This window comes from Streptomyces spectabilis, from assembly GCF_008704795.1.
In the GTDB taxonomy this organism is placed as follows: Bacteria; Actinomycetota; Actinomycetes; order Streptomycetales; family Streptomycetaceae; genus Streptomyces; species Streptomyces spectabilis.
The window spans coordinates 6,997,851-7,012,265 of record NZ_CP023690.1; the positions used below are offsets into that span (position 1 = coordinate 6,997,851).

At 70.0% G+C, this 14,415-nt stretch carries 11 protein-coding genes; 10 read left to right on the forward strand and 1 reads right to left on the reverse strand.

The genetic code is table 11. The annotated features are described in order from the left end of the window. Window positions 1–48: 48 nt before the first annotated feature. The 4 genes from CP982_RS30785 (at window position 49) to CP982_RS30800 (ending at window position 6,225) form a co-directional block, all read left to right on the forward strand. Window positions 49–2,013, forward strand: a complete 1,965-nt coding sequence (locus CP982_RS30785) for an ATP-binding cassette domain-containing protein (protein WP_150513442.1) — start codon at window positions 49–51, stop codon at window positions 2,011–2,013. A gap of 244 nt (window positions 2,014–2,257) precedes the next feature. Next, a complete protein-coding gene (locus tag CP982_RS30790; RefSeq protein ID WP_184925273.1) occupies window positions 2,258–3,145 on the forward strand; it encodes a FadR/GntR family transcriptional regulator in 888 nt (295 codons plus the stop codon). Window positions 3,146–3,678: 533 nt separating this feature from the next. Next, a complete protein-coding gene (locus CP982_RS30795) occupies window positions 3,679–5,217 on the forward strand; it encodes an RNA polymerase sigma factor (RefSeq protein WP_144321331.1) in 1,539 nt (512 codons plus the stop codon). Between the two features lie 177 nt (window positions 5,218–5,394). After that, complete coding sequence (locus tag CP982_RS30800) at window positions 5,395–6,225, forward strand: S1 family peptidase (protein WP_150513443.1); 831 nt, start codon at window positions 5,395–5,397, stop codon at window positions 6,223–6,225. 336 nt (window positions 6,226–6,561) lie between these two features. On the opposite strand, the gene CP982_RS30805 is transcribed toward CP982_RS30800, so the two are convergent. Next, window positions 6,562–6,795, reverse strand: coding sequence for a DUF7455 domain-containing protein (locus CP982_RS30805; RefSeq protein WP_150513444.1), 234 nt, complete (start codon window positions 6,793–6,795; stop codon window positions 6,562–6,564). Between the two features lie 453 nt (window positions 6,796–7,248). Between CP982_RS30805 and CP982_RS30810 the strand changes: the two genes are divergently transcribed. The 6 genes from CP982_RS30810 to CP982_RS30840 all read left to right on the forward strand — a co-directional run bounded on the left by CP982_RS30810 (window position 7,249) and on the right by CP982_RS30840 (window position 14,394). Next, window positions 7,249–9,372 carry a DNA gyrase/topoisomerase IV subunit B gene (locus CP982_RS30810; protein WP_150513445.1) on the forward strand — a complete coding sequence of 708 codons (2,124 nt, stop codon included), beginning with the start codon at window positions 7,249–7,251 and terminating at the stop codon, window positions 9,370–9,372. A 296-nt stretch (window positions 9,373–9,668) separates the two neighbouring features. Beyond that, complete coding sequence (locus CP982_RS30815; RefSeq protein WP_150513446.1) at window positions 9,669–10,157, forward strand: CcdC protein domain-containing protein; 489 nt, start codon at window positions 9,669–9,671, stop codon at window positions 10,155–10,157. A gap of 32 nt (window positions 10,158–10,189) precedes the next feature. Beyond that, the gene (locus CP982_RS30820; RefSeq protein ID WP_150513447.1) at window positions 10,190–11,338 is read left to right on the forward strand and encodes a sensor histidine kinase; all 1,149 of its coding nucleotides are present in this window, start codon (window positions 10,190–10,192) and stop codon (window positions 11,336–11,338) included. A gap of 176 nt (window positions 11,339–11,514) precedes the next feature. Next, window positions 11,515–12,198 (forward strand): response regulator, encoded by a 684-nt coding sequence (locus tag CP982_RS30830; protein WP_150513448.1) that lies wholly within the window; start codon window positions 11,515–11,517, stop codon window positions 12,196–12,198. Between the two features lie 88 nt (window positions 12,199–12,286). Then, window positions 12,287–12,808 carry a DUF485 domain-containing protein gene (locus CP982_RS30835; protein WP_150513449.1) on the forward strand — a complete coding sequence of 174 codons (522 nt, stop codon included), beginning with the start codon at window positions 12,287–12,289 and terminating at the stop codon, window positions 12,806–12,808. Next, on the forward strand, window positions 12,805–14,394 hold the full coding sequence (locus CP982_RS30840; RefSeq protein WP_150513450.1) for a solute symporter family protein: 1,590 nt from the start codon (window positions 12,805–12,807) through the stop codon (window positions 14,392–14,394). Before CP982_RS30835 ends, CP982_RS30840 begins: the two co-directional genes overlap by 4 nt. Window positions 14,395–14,415: the final 21 nt, after the last annotated feature.

The window sequence follows — 14,415 nt, forward strand, 5'->3', positions numbered from 1 at the left end:
GCGGACCCGCCCCGCCCGCGAGCGGTCGCACATCCTGCGAGAGAAGCGATGATCCAGGCCATCGGACTGACCAGCAACCCCCGCAAGGACCTCCCGGCCGCCGTCGACGACGTTTCCTTCCAAGCGCGCACGGGCTGCGTCACCGCGCTTCTGGGCGCCTCGGACGGGGGTGGGACGACGACCCTCAGGCTGATGCTCGAACTCCAACAGGGGCGTGGCATCACCTACTTCAGAGGGCGGCCGCTGCACCACATCGCGCACCCCTCGCGGGAGGTGGGCGTCGTGCTCGGCGATGTGCCCGGACACCCGGCGCGCACGGTGAGAGGCCATCTGCGCATGTTGTGCGCCGCGGTGGGTGTGCCTGTCACACGCGCCGACGACGTACTCGAAGTGGTCGGGCTCGTCAGCCTGCGGGAGCAGGTCCTCGGCACGCTCTCCCGTGGGATGGACCGCCGTCTCGGGCTGGCCTGTGCGCTCCTCGCGGATCCGCACGCCCTCGTACTGGACGAGCCCACCGGCGGGCTCACGGCCCGGGAGGGCGCTTGGCTGCACGGCGTCCTGCGGGCGCACGCCGCACGGGGCGGCACCGTCCTGTTCACCACGGACGACGCCAAGGAAGCCGCCCGGACCGCAGACCAGGTCGTCACGCTGGAGGCGGGGCGGCTCGTCGCGGACCAGGACGCGGCGGAGTTCGCCCGCACGCGGCTCAGGCCGCGCGTCGCCGTGCGCAGCCCGCACGCCGCGCGTCTCGCCGCCCTGCTGGCCAAGGAGGCCCGCTCGCTCCGCCGGTCCGTCGAGGTGGTGCAGGAGGGCGGCAGCCGTCTGTCGGTGTACGGAAACACGTGCGGGGAAGTGGGGGAGACCGCGTTCCGCCACGGCATCCTCGTGCACCAACTCGCTGACGAAGTCGGGGACGCGAGGCCCTCGACAGTCGACGCGCGGGAGCAGGCGCCGGTGGGGCAGGGGCGCGGTCCAGCGCTCGACGCCGAGGCGGGCGCGCGGAGCGGCTCCGACGCGCGGGAGGGGGCCACGCGCTCTGCGACCTCTGCCGCCGGTGAGCCGCGGGAGTCACTTCAGGAAGCCCCTGTGGCGTCCACGCACGACACGGCGGCCGAACGCCCGCCCGTCGCCGACGCCGCTCCCGCGCCAGGTGCCGACGGCCCCACTCGGATCACTCCGAGCGCCGCGAGCGCATCACAGTCCTCGTTGTCTCCCTTGCCTCCTCCCATCGCCATCCGTACGGCACCGAACCCTCTCCGTCCGCTGCGCTACGAGTTGCGCCGTGCCGCCGGTGTCGGCACGGGATACCTCACGGTGGCCGCGGCCACCGCGCTGTCCGCGCTCCTGTGCCTGTTCCTCGCCCGGACCGGACACACACCGCAGCTGCGCCTGCTCGCTGCCTGGCCCGGCGAACTTCCCCTACCGCCCGCCGCCCTGGGCGCAGGGCTCCTCGGTGCGCTCGCCTTCGGTGAGGAGTTCCGCCATCCCGCCCTCGCCGCGGATCGCGGTACGGTGCCCCGGCGCCTGGGGCTCCTCGCCGCGAAGCTCGCTGTCGCCGCCGCCACTGCGCTGCTGCTCGCCGGGCTCACCGTGGGGTGCGACGCCGTTGTGCTCCACCTGGTATACGGAGGCGAGCTCACAGAAGTTCCCCCGGACTGGCTTTCGGCGACCGCCAGTTGGATTTCCTTCATGATCGGCTGTGCTTGGGCCGGGGTGCTGGCCGCCGGAGTGTTCCGGTCCACGACCGCTGGGCTCGCCGCGGTGCTCGCGGTGCCGATCGTCGTCGTACCGCTCGTACAGAAAGCACTGGAAGGGCCGTCCGTTCGATCGGCTGCTGGACTTCCGGGGCGGTTGCGTGAGCTCACGCTGCTGGAGTGGCCGTTGGGCGCCGAACGGTATGTCGCCGGGGGGCTGAGGATGGTGGCTCAACCCGTCGGCAGTGCGCTGATGTTGTCGCTCGTCGTACTGCTCGGCGCGTATCTGCTGACGGCCGTGCGCGGGCGGGCGCGCTGACAGCCTTCGCCGTCCCCGATGCGCATGGCGGCGGCGTACCGGCCGCTGAGGGCCTTCCGGCGACCGCGGGCAGGTCGCTGACGTGCGCCTGCCGCCTTTCGATCCCTCGCTGCGCACAAGTCTTCGCAGGGCAGCCACTTCTTTCCGATAAGGCGTCAATTGCAGCGAGGTAAGCGATCACCCTTTCGTGTGCTTTTCACCAAAGACCTCAAGGGACTTGGGGGCCAGGCCGACAACTGAATCCGTGAGTACCCTTGCGCACACCATGATGACCACCGCCCGCTCCGCAGACGCCGGCCTCGCCGGCCCGGGCGAACTCGACCGCTACCCCTACGCCGAGGCCCACGGCGCCGACCGCGTGGTCGCGCCCGCCTGGGACAGCGCCGACCAGGACCTGGCCCGCGTGGGCCGCCGGGCCGCCGGAAGCCGCGGCCGCGGACTGCACGGCCAACTGGTCCAGCAGCTCGGCCAGATGATCGTCTCCGGGGACCTGGGCGCCGACCGTCCCCTCGTCCCGGAGGAGATCGGCCAGCGGTTCGAGGTCTCCCGCACCGTCGTCCGCGAATCCCTGCGCGTGCTGGAGGCCAAGGGCCTCGTCAGCGCCCGGCCCAACGTCGGCACGCGCGTGCGCCCGGTCAGTGACTGGAACCTGCTCGACCCGGACATCATCGAGTGGCGGGCCTTCGGCCCGCAGCGCGACGACCAGCGCCGCGAGCTCAGCGAGCTCCGCTGGACGATCGAGCCCCTCGCGGCCCGGCTCGCCGCCGGGCACGGCCGGGAGGAGATCCAGCAGCGCCTCGCCGACATGGTCGAGATCATGCGGCACGCGCTCGGCCAGGGCGACTCGATCACCTTCGCCCGCGCCGACGCAGAGTTCCACTCGCTGCTCATCCAGGTCGCGGGCAACCGCATGCTGGAGCACCTGTCGGGCATCGTCTCGGCCGCCCTCCAGGTCTCCGGCGGCCCCGTCACCGGCTGTGACCGCCCCACCGAGGCCTCGCTGGCCCACCACGCCCGGATCGTCGACGGACTCGCCTCGGGCGACGGAGCCGCCGCCGAGGCCGCCATGCGCCAGCTCCTGACCGTCCACCCGGAGGTGGAGCGGGTCGTGCCGGCTCCTCGCGAGCACTGACCGCGCATCCGCGTCGGCACCGCCGCCGTGCGCGCCGCGCAGCATCGTTTCGCTGCTGCCCCTTCCGCTGACCGCTCCCGTGTCGCCGGACTCCCGGGGCCCTGCCAGGGGCCGGGGGCCCGGCGACACGGGCGCAGCAGCCTCGGAGCCGCGGCGCGTCCTCGCCGGGACTGGAGGACGCGCGCACCCGGCATGAGGAAACGTGTCAGCAGCCACGATGAGACGGGCGTAGTCAAGGGGGGATGGTTGAAGGGGTGACAACTCTTCGCCTGATCCTCGTCGAGTCTGACCGCATCTGGACGTTTTTAGGCGCTTACGGGGTGTGACTCGGGCCACGTAGATTGGGCGTAACGCTCCTAGAGACAGCGCGATGACCTAAGAGGTGATAGCCGAGGAGGGAATACAGACGTCGTTCACGGCGCTGTGCAGCTCCACGGTCCCGCCCGCGCCGTCGGCACAATCCCCAGCCGTCGGTCGTCGGCTCCGATCCATGGTGGACGGGGCCGGAAGCCGTTTTCCAACGTTCCGAGAGGTTGTTCGTGTCGGCCAGCACATCCCGTACGCTCCCGCCGGAGATTGCCGAATCCGTCTCTGTGATGGCGCTCATCGAGCGGGGAAAGGCTGATGGGCAGATCGCCGGCGACGACGTGCGTCGTGCCTTCGAAGCTGACCAGATCCCGGCCACTCAGTGGAAGAACGTTCTGCGCAGCCTCAACCAGATCCTCGAGGAAGAGGGTGTGACGCTGATGGTCAGTGCCGCGGAGCCTAAGCGCCCCCGCAAGAGCGTCGCAGCGAAGAGTCCGGCCAAGCGCACCGCGACCAGGACGGTCGCGGCCAAGACCGCCACCGCGAAGCCGGCCACGGCCGCTTCCGTGAAGCCCGCCGCCGATGGCGTGGACGAGGACGGCACGGCCACGAAGGCCGCTGCCAAGAAGACGACGGCCAAGAAGACCGTCACGAAGAAGACCGCCGCCAAGAAGACCACGGCCAAGAAGACCGCCTCCAAGAAGGACGCCGAGTTCCTCGACGAGGAGGCCACCGAGGAGACGCCCGCCGTCGGCAAGCCCGGCGAGGGCGAGCCCGCGGAAGAAGGTGCCCAGGGCTTCGTCCTCTCCGACGAGGACGAGGACGACGCGCCCGCGCAGCAGGTCGCCGCGGCCGGCGCCACCGCCGACCCGGTCAAGGACTACCTGAAGCAGATCGGCAAGGTCCCCCTGCTCAACGCCGAGCAGGAGGTCGAGCTCGCCAAGCGCATCGAGGCCGGTCTGTTCGCCGAGGACAAGCTCGCCAACGCCGACAAGCTCGCGCCGAAGCTCAAGCGCGAGCTGGAGATCATCGCCGAGGACGGCCGCCGCGCCAAGAACCACCTCCTGGAGGCCAACCTCCGACTGGTGGTCTCCCTGGCCAAGCGCTACACGGGCCGCGGCATGCTCTTCCTGGACCTCATCCAGGAGGGCAACCTCGGTCTGATCCGCGCGGTCGAGAAGTTCGACTACACCAAGGGCTACAAGTTCTCCACGTACGCCACCTGGTGGATCCGTCAGGCCATCACCCGCGCCATGGCCGACCAGGCCCGCACCATCCGCATCCCGGTGCACATGGTCGAGGTCATCAACAAGCTCGCGCGCGTGCAGCGCCAGATGCTCCAGGACCTGGGCCGCGAGCCCACCCCGGAGGAGCTGGCCAAGGAGCTCGACATGACCCCGGAGAAGGTCATCGAGGTCCAGAAGTACGGCCGCGAGCCCATCTCCCTGCACACCCCGCTGGGCGAGGACGGCGACAGCGAGTTCGGTGACCTCATCGAGGACTCCGAGGCCGTCGTTCCGGCCGACGCCGTCAGCTTCACGCTCCTCCAGGAGCAGCTGCACTCCGTCCTCGACACCCTGTCCGAGCGCGAGGCGGGCGTCGTCTCGATGCGCTTCGGTCTCACCGACGGTCAGCCGAAGACCCTCGACGAGATCGGCAAGGTCTACGGAGTGACGCGTGAGCGCATCCGTCAGATCGAGTCGAAGACGATGTCGAAGCTGCGCCACCCCTCGCGCTCGCAGGTCCTGCGCGACTACCTGGACTAGGTCCCGCCCCCTGGGCCAGCCCCAGGGTCGCGTCACAGCGCCACCGAAAGGCCCGGATTCCTTCCCCGCGCGGGAGGGGCTCCGGGTCTTTCGTGTGTTCGCGTGGCAAAGGCGTGCGGCGCGCGCGGCGATAGTTGACTCTGGGTACGCGATGGCAACCCAGAGTGAGGAGATCGCATGCGTCGTCCCTTCGCCCGAGCGCTGGTGGGAACGCTGACCCTGGGGGCCGCGGTGGCCACCCTGCCGCTGGCCTCCCCGCCTCCGGTGGCAGCCGACAGCGTGGTCGTCGGAGGCACACCCGCGCGGGTGGCGGACAGCCCATGGGCGGTGGCGCTCGCCAGTCGTGACCAGTTCGGGGGTACGCGCTCGGGCCAGTTCTGCGGCGGCGTCGTGATCGGACCGTCGACGGTCCTGACTGCGGCCCACTGCATGGGCGAAGAAGTGCTCGGGGTGCCCCTCCGTGAGATGCGGGACCTCAGGGTCATCGTGGGCCGTGAGGACCTGGACACCCATGCGGGGAGTGAGGTTCCGGTACGCGACGTGTGGGTCAATCCCGAGTACGACGCCTACACGAACGCAGGTGACGTCGCGGTCCTCACCTTGTCCAAGCCGCTTACGAAGGCTCAGGCGATCCCCATGGCGCGGGACGGGGACGCCGCGTACGAGTCCGGTACGGGCGCCGCCGTGTACGGCTGGGGCGACACGACGGGGATGGGGCACTACGCGCGCACGCTGCGTTCCGCGCGCGTGACGGTGCTGTCGGACGCGGTGTGCGAGCAGGCCTACCGGGGCAGTGCCGACGGGACGTACACACGGTCATCGATGCTGTGCGCGGGCGAATCACAGGGCGGCCGGGACGCCTGTCAGGGCGACAGCGGCGGTCCGCTGGTCGCTCACGGGCGGCTCATCGGCTTGGTGTCGTGGGGAAGTGGATGCGGCCGGGCAGACAGTCCAGGGGTCTATACGCGCGTCTCGGACGTGGCCCGGGTGGTGCAGCGGTACGTGTAGGGCCTGCGGTGGGCCGGAACCGGATGCTCGGGGCTGCGATCTACATCGGCCCTTGAACGGCGGCCCGAGAAGGCCTGTGGCGGCCCCTGAGGGCTCGCGGGCGGGTCTGGTGGGCTCAGGCGCCGCAAGCGCCCTGGAGGCCGCAAGGGAACGCTTTACGGCTCCTGACGGCCTCGTGCTGGGCCCTGCGCGACGCTGAAGGCCCGTATCGACGGGCCGGGCGGATCGGCTCGGCAGGGCTCCGGGAACGAGAGCGGGCGGCTGCCCCTGGGTCACAGGGGGAGCCGCCCGTGCCGGTCTGGTGGTCCGGCGCTCGCTCGTCGTGGGTGCGAGGCGTCAGCGTTCCTCTTCGGTCGCGTTGGCCGCCGGCACAGCCGTCAGGCGCTCCGTCTCGTCCTGTATCTCGGCGGCGATCTTCTTGAGTTCCGGCTCGAACTTGCGACCGTGGTGGGCGCAGAAGAGCAGTTCACCGCCGCTCAACAGGACGACGCGCAGGTATGCCTGGGCGCCGCAGCGGTCGCAGCGGTCAGCGGCCGTCAGGGGGCTCGCGGGGGTCAGAACAGTAGTCACGTCGCCTCTTCTCTAGCTCGACGAGCTGTCGTACCAGGGTCAACATCCAACCAGCCCGAAAACGTTCCCGCTCGTGGCTTTTCCCCGAACTTTTCTTTCGAGGAGGCTGTCTGCTGCCGGTTGGCGGCGAATGTGCCGTATTGCGTGTCTTACGTGTCGTACGGTTTCGCGCTGTCTGTCAGGTCAGGTCCTCAGCCGGCTGGCTTGCCGGTTGTTCATGAGGACGTGCCCGGAGCCTAAATGGTTCATGCCTGGAAGGGAACGTGACGTGCGCTTCACTCCATCGAGGGATCGAACACGCGTACGCTTCTGGACTAGTCTGGACTTGGTGCGGGTTGACTTGAGGGTGGCGTGACAACGGCTCTACCAGGCCTCGGTACCCTCTCACCGGCAGTAGAAGCCGAGCCCTTACCCCCAAGGGCCTCCCTTGAAATTCAGCGAGGAGCGAACCGCGTGACCGCCGAGACGTCCGTGCCGTCCACAGCGTTGCTGACCGGAGCCGACCGGGACGGTTCCAACTACACCGCGCGGCACCTGCTCGTCCTGGAAGGGCTCGAGGCCGTCCGCAAGCGTCCGGGCATGTACATCGGCTCGACGGACAGCCGCGGCCTGATGCACTGCCTCTGGGAGATCATCGACAACTCCGTCGACGAGGCCCTGGGCGGGTTCTGCGACCACATCGAGGTCATCCTGCACGACGACGCCTCCGTGGAAGTCCGGGACAACGGCCGAGGCATCCCCGTGGACGTCGAGCCGAAGACCGGGCTCTCCGGAGTCGAGGTCGTCATGACCAAGCTGCACGCGGGCGGCAAGTTCGGCGGCGGTTCGTACGCGGCCTCCGGCGGTCTGCACGGCGTGGGCGCCTCCGTGGTGAACGCCCTGTCGGCCCGCCTGGACGTCGAGGTGGACCGTGCCGGGCACACTCACGCCATCAGTTTCCGGCGCGGCGTACCGGGTGCGTTCGCGAAGTCGGGTCCCGATGCGGCCTTCGATTCCGCAGCGCGGCTGACCAAGGTCAAGAAGGTCCCCAAGGCCCGCACCGGCACCCGTGTGCGGTACTGGGCCGACCGCCAGATCTTCCTGAAGGACGCCAAGCTCAGCCTGGAGAACCTGCACCAGCGCGCACGTCAGACCGCCTTCCTGGTGCCGGGCCTGACCATCGTCGTCCGCGACGAGTACGGCCTGGGCGAGGGCGGCACGAAGGGCGAGGAATCCTTCCGCTTCGACGGTGGCATCAGCGAATTCTGCGAATACCTGGCCCAGGACAAGGCGGTCTGCGACGTCCTGCGCTTCTCCGGGCAGGGGACCTTCAAGGAGACCGTTCCGGTACTCGACGACCGCGGCCAGATGACACCGACCGAGGTCACCCGCGAGCTGGGCGTGGACGTCGCCCTGCGCTGGGGCACCGGGTACGACTCGACGATCCGGTCCTTCGTCAACATCATCGCCACCCCCAAGGGCGGCACCCACGTCACCGGCTTCGAGCGATCGCTCACCAAGACGGTCAACGAGGTGCTGCGTGGCCAGAAGCTGCTCCGCGTCGCCGAGGACGACGTCGTCAAGGACGACGCCCTGGAAGGGCTGACGGCCGTCGTCACCGTCCGCCTGGCGGAGCCGCAGTTCGAAGGCCAGACCAAGGAAGTCCTCGGCACGTCGGCGGCCAACCGCATCGTCTCCAACGTGATCGCCAAGGAGCTCAAGGCGTTCCTGACCTCCACCAAGCGCGATGCCAAGGCGCAGGCCCGCGCGGTCATGGAGAAGGTCGTCGCCGCCGCCCGGACGCGCATCGCCGCCCGCCAGCACAAGGACGCGCAGCGCCGTAAGACCGCTCTCGAGTCCTCCTCGCTCCCGGCGAAGCTCGCCGACTGCCGCAGCGACGACGTCGACCGCAGCGAGCTCTTCATCGTCGAGGGCGACTCCGCGCTCGGTACGGCCAAGCTGGCCCGGAACTCCGAGTTCCAGGCCTTGCTGCCGATCCGCGGCAAGATCCTCAACGTCCAGAAGTCGTCCGTGTCGGACATGCTCAAGAACGTCGAGTGCGGCGCGATCATCCAGGTCATAGGAGCGGGGTCCGGCCGGACCTTCGACATCGACGCCGCCCGCTACGGCAAGATCATCCTGCTGGTGGACGCCGACGTCGACGGCGCCCACATCCGCTGCCTGCTCCTGACCCTCTTCCAGCGCTACATGCGGCCGATGGTCGAGGCGGGCCGAGTCTTCGCCGCCGTCCCGCCGCTGCACCGCATCGAGCTGACCCAGCCCAAGAAGGGCCAGGACAAGTACGTCTACACGTACTCGGACCGCGAGCTGCGGGAGACCCTGCTCGAGTTCGAGCGCAAGGGGGTCCGGTACAAGGACTCCATCCAGCGCTACAAGGGCCTCGGCGAGATGGACGCCGATCAGCTGGCCGAGACGACGATGGACCCGCGCCACCGCACGCTGCGCCGTATCAACATCTCCGACCTCGACTCGGCCGAGCAGGTCTTCGACCTGCTCATGGGCAATGAGGTCGCCCCGCGCAAGGAGTTCATCACCAGCTCCGCGGCGACGCTGGACCGATCGCGGATCGACGCGTAGGCATGCCCCGGTAGCCCCGGTAGCCCCGGTAGCCCCGGTAGCGTCGGTAGCGCCGGTAGCCCGTCGCGGCGCGCGGCGGGTGTGGGGCGGGGCTTGTCAGCCGACTCGTGGGCAGTTCGGCTGGGTCGTCGCCCGCCTGCCGACTCGCCACGTCGGGCGCCTCCACCCTCGGGTGGAGGCGCTTCGTCCACCCAAGATCCACCCCTGCTCCGATCCCCCGGCCAGACCGAATCCGTAACGTCGATGGCGTCGTACTTCTCGTACTTCATCGTCCGCGCACGCCATCGGAGGCCGTGATGCCCGGGTTCGCCCAAGCGCTGCTGATCCTCGCAGTCATTGCGCTGGTCGTCATACGCCAGATGAAGCCGCAGCGACTCACAGACGCCCGACGCTGGTGGCTGGTGCCCGCCGTGCTCGCGTACTGCGGCCTGCGGGAATCGGGCCTCCTCGACCCCGGCCGCCGGGTGGAGTCGCTCGCGCTGCTCGGTGGTGAGCTGCTCATAGGCCTGCTGATGGGTGTCGCTTGGGCACGCACCAGCCATGTCTGGGCCGAGCAGGACGGGTCTGTGTGGAGCCGCGGCACCAAGGCCACAGCCGTGGTGTGGATCGTCGGCATAGCCTCACGGCTCGGGCTCATGGGGATAGGTCTGCTCATCGGCATCCACCAGGGCACCGGTGCGCTGCTCCTCGCCCTCGCGGCAACCCTGTTGGTACGCGCGGGCCTCCTGGAGCTGCGGGCCCACACCCTCCGCACAGGCCCGGCGCTCACCGGCGCCGTACGGTGACGAGCTGGCCGCATCGACGGGAAGGAGCGGGCGTGACGCGAGACATCTGGACGCGCTGGCCCGCGCGGGAGGCGCTTACACAAGAGGATCTGACGCGGCCTCGCCGGTTGCTGATCTGGGGCGTGCGCGCGGTGTTCATCGGCATGCTGCTGTGGAGCGCCTTCGCACGGAAGGAGATCCCCGGCTGGGGACTCGCACTCGCGGTGCTCGTGATCGTTCTCTGCGCGGGGGCGGCGGCGTGGTTCCTCCACACCACGCTTGAGCGGCGACTGTGGCCGTCTCTGATGGCGTGGGGCGTGCTGCTGGTCGCGGGCGCGGCGGCACAGGGGACCGGGTTCGAGACGCCGGCGGCCGTGCTGTGGTGTGCCTGCGCGATGATGGCGCTGGAGCGACTGCCCCTGGCCATAGCGGTGATCGCCGCGCTGACGTCCCTGGGGGCGTTCGCCGTGGTGAACGAGGACCCTTGGCCGACCACGGCGGCCGTCACCGTGGGACTCGGTCTCGCCGGGTATGTCCTGCGGCTCGATGCCGAGGCGAGGGGCAACGCGCAGCGGCTACTCGCACAGGAGCGGGCCGCGCGGGCCGCCGAGGCGGAGTCGGCGGCCTTGGGGGAGCGCGCGCGTATCGCCCGGGAGATCCACGACGTGCTGGCGCACAGCCTCTCCGCTCAGCTGGTCCATCTAGAGGCGGCCCGGCTGCTGATCGAGCGGGACGCGGACCGGGATCAGGTTCTGGGCCGGGTCGTGGCGGCGCGGGCGATGGCCGCCGAGGGGCTCGCCGAGACACGTCAGGCACTGTCGGCGCTGCGCGGGGAGATGACCCCGGTCGAGGACTTCCTGCGGGAGCTCGCCCGGGAGGACGGTGCCTCCGTCGCGGTCTCCGGGGAGCGGCGGGCCCTCCCCGCGGAGTCCTCACAGGCGGTGCGAAGGGTGGCGCAGGAAGCGATGACGAACGTACGGAAGCACGCGCCGGGGGCGAAGGTCACCGTGTGCTTCGAGTATGGAGAGAGGGAGGTCATGCTGGACGTGACCGATTCCGGGGGAGCGCCGGGGGAATTCGCGGCATCGGGAGCCGGGTACGGTCTGCTGGGAATGCGTGAGCGTGCCGAGCTGCTCGGCGGCTCGCTGGAGGCGGGGCCGGAGGACAAGGGCTTTGCCGTGAGGCTGAGGGTGCCGGGATGACAGGGGACGACGGGCGCCGCGACGGTGCTTCCGTGGCTGGTGCTGGTGCTGGTGCTGGTGCTGGTGCTGGGTCGGGCGCCGGGGCTGGAGTCAAGGCGTGGACAAGTGGTGCTTCTGAGGCGGCCGTTGGTGCCGGGGCAGGTGCAGGGGCGGCGCGGTCGCTGGGGCAGGGGGCTGTGAGAGAAGGCAAGGCGCCCGCGCGCGTGGTCGTTGTCGATGACCAGACCGTGGTACGTGAGGGCATCGTGATGCTCCTGGGGCTGTTGCCGGGCGTCGAAGTCGTCGGGTCCGGCGGTGACGGCGAGGAAGCGGTGCGGCTCGTGGGTGAACTCTCGCCGGACGTCGTGCTGATGGACCTGCGCATGCCGCGCTGCGACGGGGCGGAGGCCACCCGCCGGATCCGTGCCGAGTATCCGGGCACGCAGGTGGTGGTGCTCACCACGTACGCCGACGACGAGTCGCTGTTTCCCGCGCTCAAGGCAGGGGCGCGGGGATATCTCACCAAGGACGCGGGTGGTGAGGAGATCGTGCGGGCCATCGAGGACGTGCTCTCGGGGCAGGCCGGGCTTTCACCGCAGATCCAACGGCGGCTTCTGGAGCGGCTTTCGGAGCCGGAGACACCTGTGCGGCCGGTGCAGCCGCCGGACGGACTGACGCTGCGCGAGACGGAGGTGGTCGGGCTGATCGCGGAGGGGCTGACGAATCAGGAGATCGCGCGGGCGTTGCAGGTCTCCACGGCCACAGTGAAGACCCACATCAACAACCTCTTCGCCAAGGCGGGCCTCAAGGACCGTGCGCAAGCGGTGCGTTATGCCTATCGGCACGGTCTCGCGCAGCCGCCGGGGAGTAGCCGCAGGTGAGGATCTCCGTCACCTGATGGGGTGAAGAGCGGGGAGAGAAGAGGGACGGATCTTCCTGTTCTGCCCATCCTTGGGCTCGCGGCCGAACATGGCTGCGGACAAGGAGAGTTCGGTGGAGAAGGACGACGGCCGCGATGCCGGGCGGGACAGGCCCGGTGACCTGAAGGATCCGTGGTACGACGAGCTCGCCGCAGGCTGGGGCGAGCTGGACGGCACGGGCACACCGACGCCCACGGATCCAGCCGCCGCGCCGCGGCGGCACGGGAGCGCGGCCGACATCTACCTGGAGGTGCAGGCGAGCGCGGCGTTCCAGGAGGTCCGCCGCCGCTACCGGAGGTTCGTGGTCCCGGCGGTGATCGCCTTCTTCACCTGGTACGTGGCGTATGTCGTGACGGCGACGACGGCGCCGGGGCTGATGGCGCGGCCCGTCGCCGGAGCGGTGAATGTGGCGATGGTGGCGGGACTCGGGCAGTTCCTCACGACGTTCCTGCTGACCTGGGCGTATGCCCGGCATGCGCGGCTGCGGCGGGACCGTCCGGCGCTGGATCTGCGCTGGGCCGTGTTCGAGCAGAACAGGGAGCGGGAGCTGAGGCAGGGGGCGGAGCGGTGACCGGTGACCATCAGACGCTGGCGCTCGTCCTGTTCGGCGTGTTCGTGGCGATCACGCTCGGGATCACGACGTATGTGAGCCGTAACAGGCATGGCTCGGCTGAGGAGTTCTATGCGGGCGGGCGGTTGTTCTCGCCCATGGAGAATGGTTTTGCCATCGCGGGCGATTACATGTCGGCTGCCTCGTTCCTCGGCATTTCCGGGCTGATCGCGCTGTACGGGTATGACGGTCTGCTCTATTCGGTGGGCTTTCTCGTCGCATGGCTGGTCGTGTTGTTCCTCGTGGCGGAACTGGTGCGCAACTGCGGCAGGTTCACGCTCGCCGACGTCGTCGCGGCACGGATGCGGGAGCGGCCGGTGCGCATCGCCGCGGGCACGTCGTCGGTGACCGTGTCCGTGCTCTATCTCGTGGCGCAGATGGTGGGTGCGGGTTCGCTGGTCGCGCTGCTGCTCGGGGAGACGAGCGCGGCCGCCCGGACGTGGGCGGTGATCGGTGTGGGCGCGCTCATGGTCATCTATGTGTCGCTGGGCGGGATGCGGGCCACCACGTGGATCCAGATCGTCAAGGCGGTGCTGTTGATGGGCGGTGCGATCGCGTTGACCGTGCTCGTCCTGATGCGGTTCCACGGCGACTTCGATCAGTTGTTGCGTACGGCGGCCGACCGCAGTGGGCATGGAAGCGACTTCCTGGCGCCGGGGCTGAAGTACGGCGGGGACTGGACGGCGCGGCTGGACTTCATCAGCCTGGGGCTCGCCCTGGTGCTCGGCACGGCCGGGCTTCCGCACATCCTCTCGCGCTTCTACACGGTGCCGACCGCGCGGGCCGCCCGTCGCTCCGTGGTCTGGTCCATCGGCTTGATCGGCAGCTTCTATCTGATGACGATCGTGCTCGGCTTCGGGGCGGCGGCGATCGTCGGCTCCGACGCGGTACGCGGGTCGAACGCGGCGGGCAATACGGCGGTGCCTCTGCTGGCGCTCGATCTGGGCGGGGGCGCGGATTCCACGGGAGGAACGGTTCTCTTCGCGGTGGTCGCCGCCGTGGCGTTCGCGACGATCCTCGCCGTGGTCGCGGGGATCACGCTCGCCTCCTCGGCGTCGGTGGCCCACGACCTCTACGCGTCCCTGCGGCGGGGGAGCAAGCAGCGCAGCGAGGTGGCGGTGGCGCGGGTCGCCGCCGCCGGGATCGGGGTCGTCGCGATCGGGCTCGGTCTGCTCGCCCGCGATCTCAACGTCGCGTTCCTGGTGGGGCTCGCCTTCGCGGTGGCCGCGTCCGCGAACCTGCCGGTGCTGCTGTACTCGCTGTTCTGGCGGGAGTTCACCACGCGGGGCGCCGTGTGGTCGGTGTACGGCGGGCTGCTGCCCGCGCTGGTGCTCGTCGTGCTGTCGCCGGTGGTGTCCGGGAGCCCGGACTCGCTGTTCCCCGGAGTGGACTTCCAGTACTTCCCGCTGGACAACCCGGGGCTCGTCTCGATCCCGCTGGGCTTCCTCGCGGGCTGGCTCGGGACGGTCACGTCGGCGGACCGGGCGGACGAGGCCAAGCACGCGGAGACGGAGGTGCGTTCACTGACCGGGGCGGGTGCCGTGTAATCGGCCTCGACCCGCGGGACG

Excerpts from the sequence above, each read along its gene's own strand:
- CP982_RS30815 (WP_150513446.1), top strand. The coding sequence starts at position 9,669 with ATGCCCGGGTTCGCCCAAGCGCTGCTGATCCTCGCAGTCATTGCGCTG.
- CP982_RS30835 (WP_150513449.1), top strand. The coding sequence starts at position 12,287 with ATGGCTGCGGACAAGGAGAGTTCGGTGGAGAAGGACGACGGCCGCGAT.
- CP982_RS30800 (WP_150513443.1), top strand. The coding sequence starts at position 5,395 with ATGCGTCGTCCCTTCGCCCGAGCGCTGGTGGGAACGCTGACCCTGGGG.
- CP982_RS30785 (WP_150513442.1), top strand. The coding sequence starts at position 49 with ATGATCCAGGCCATCGGACTGACCAGCAACCCCCGCAAGGACCTCCCG.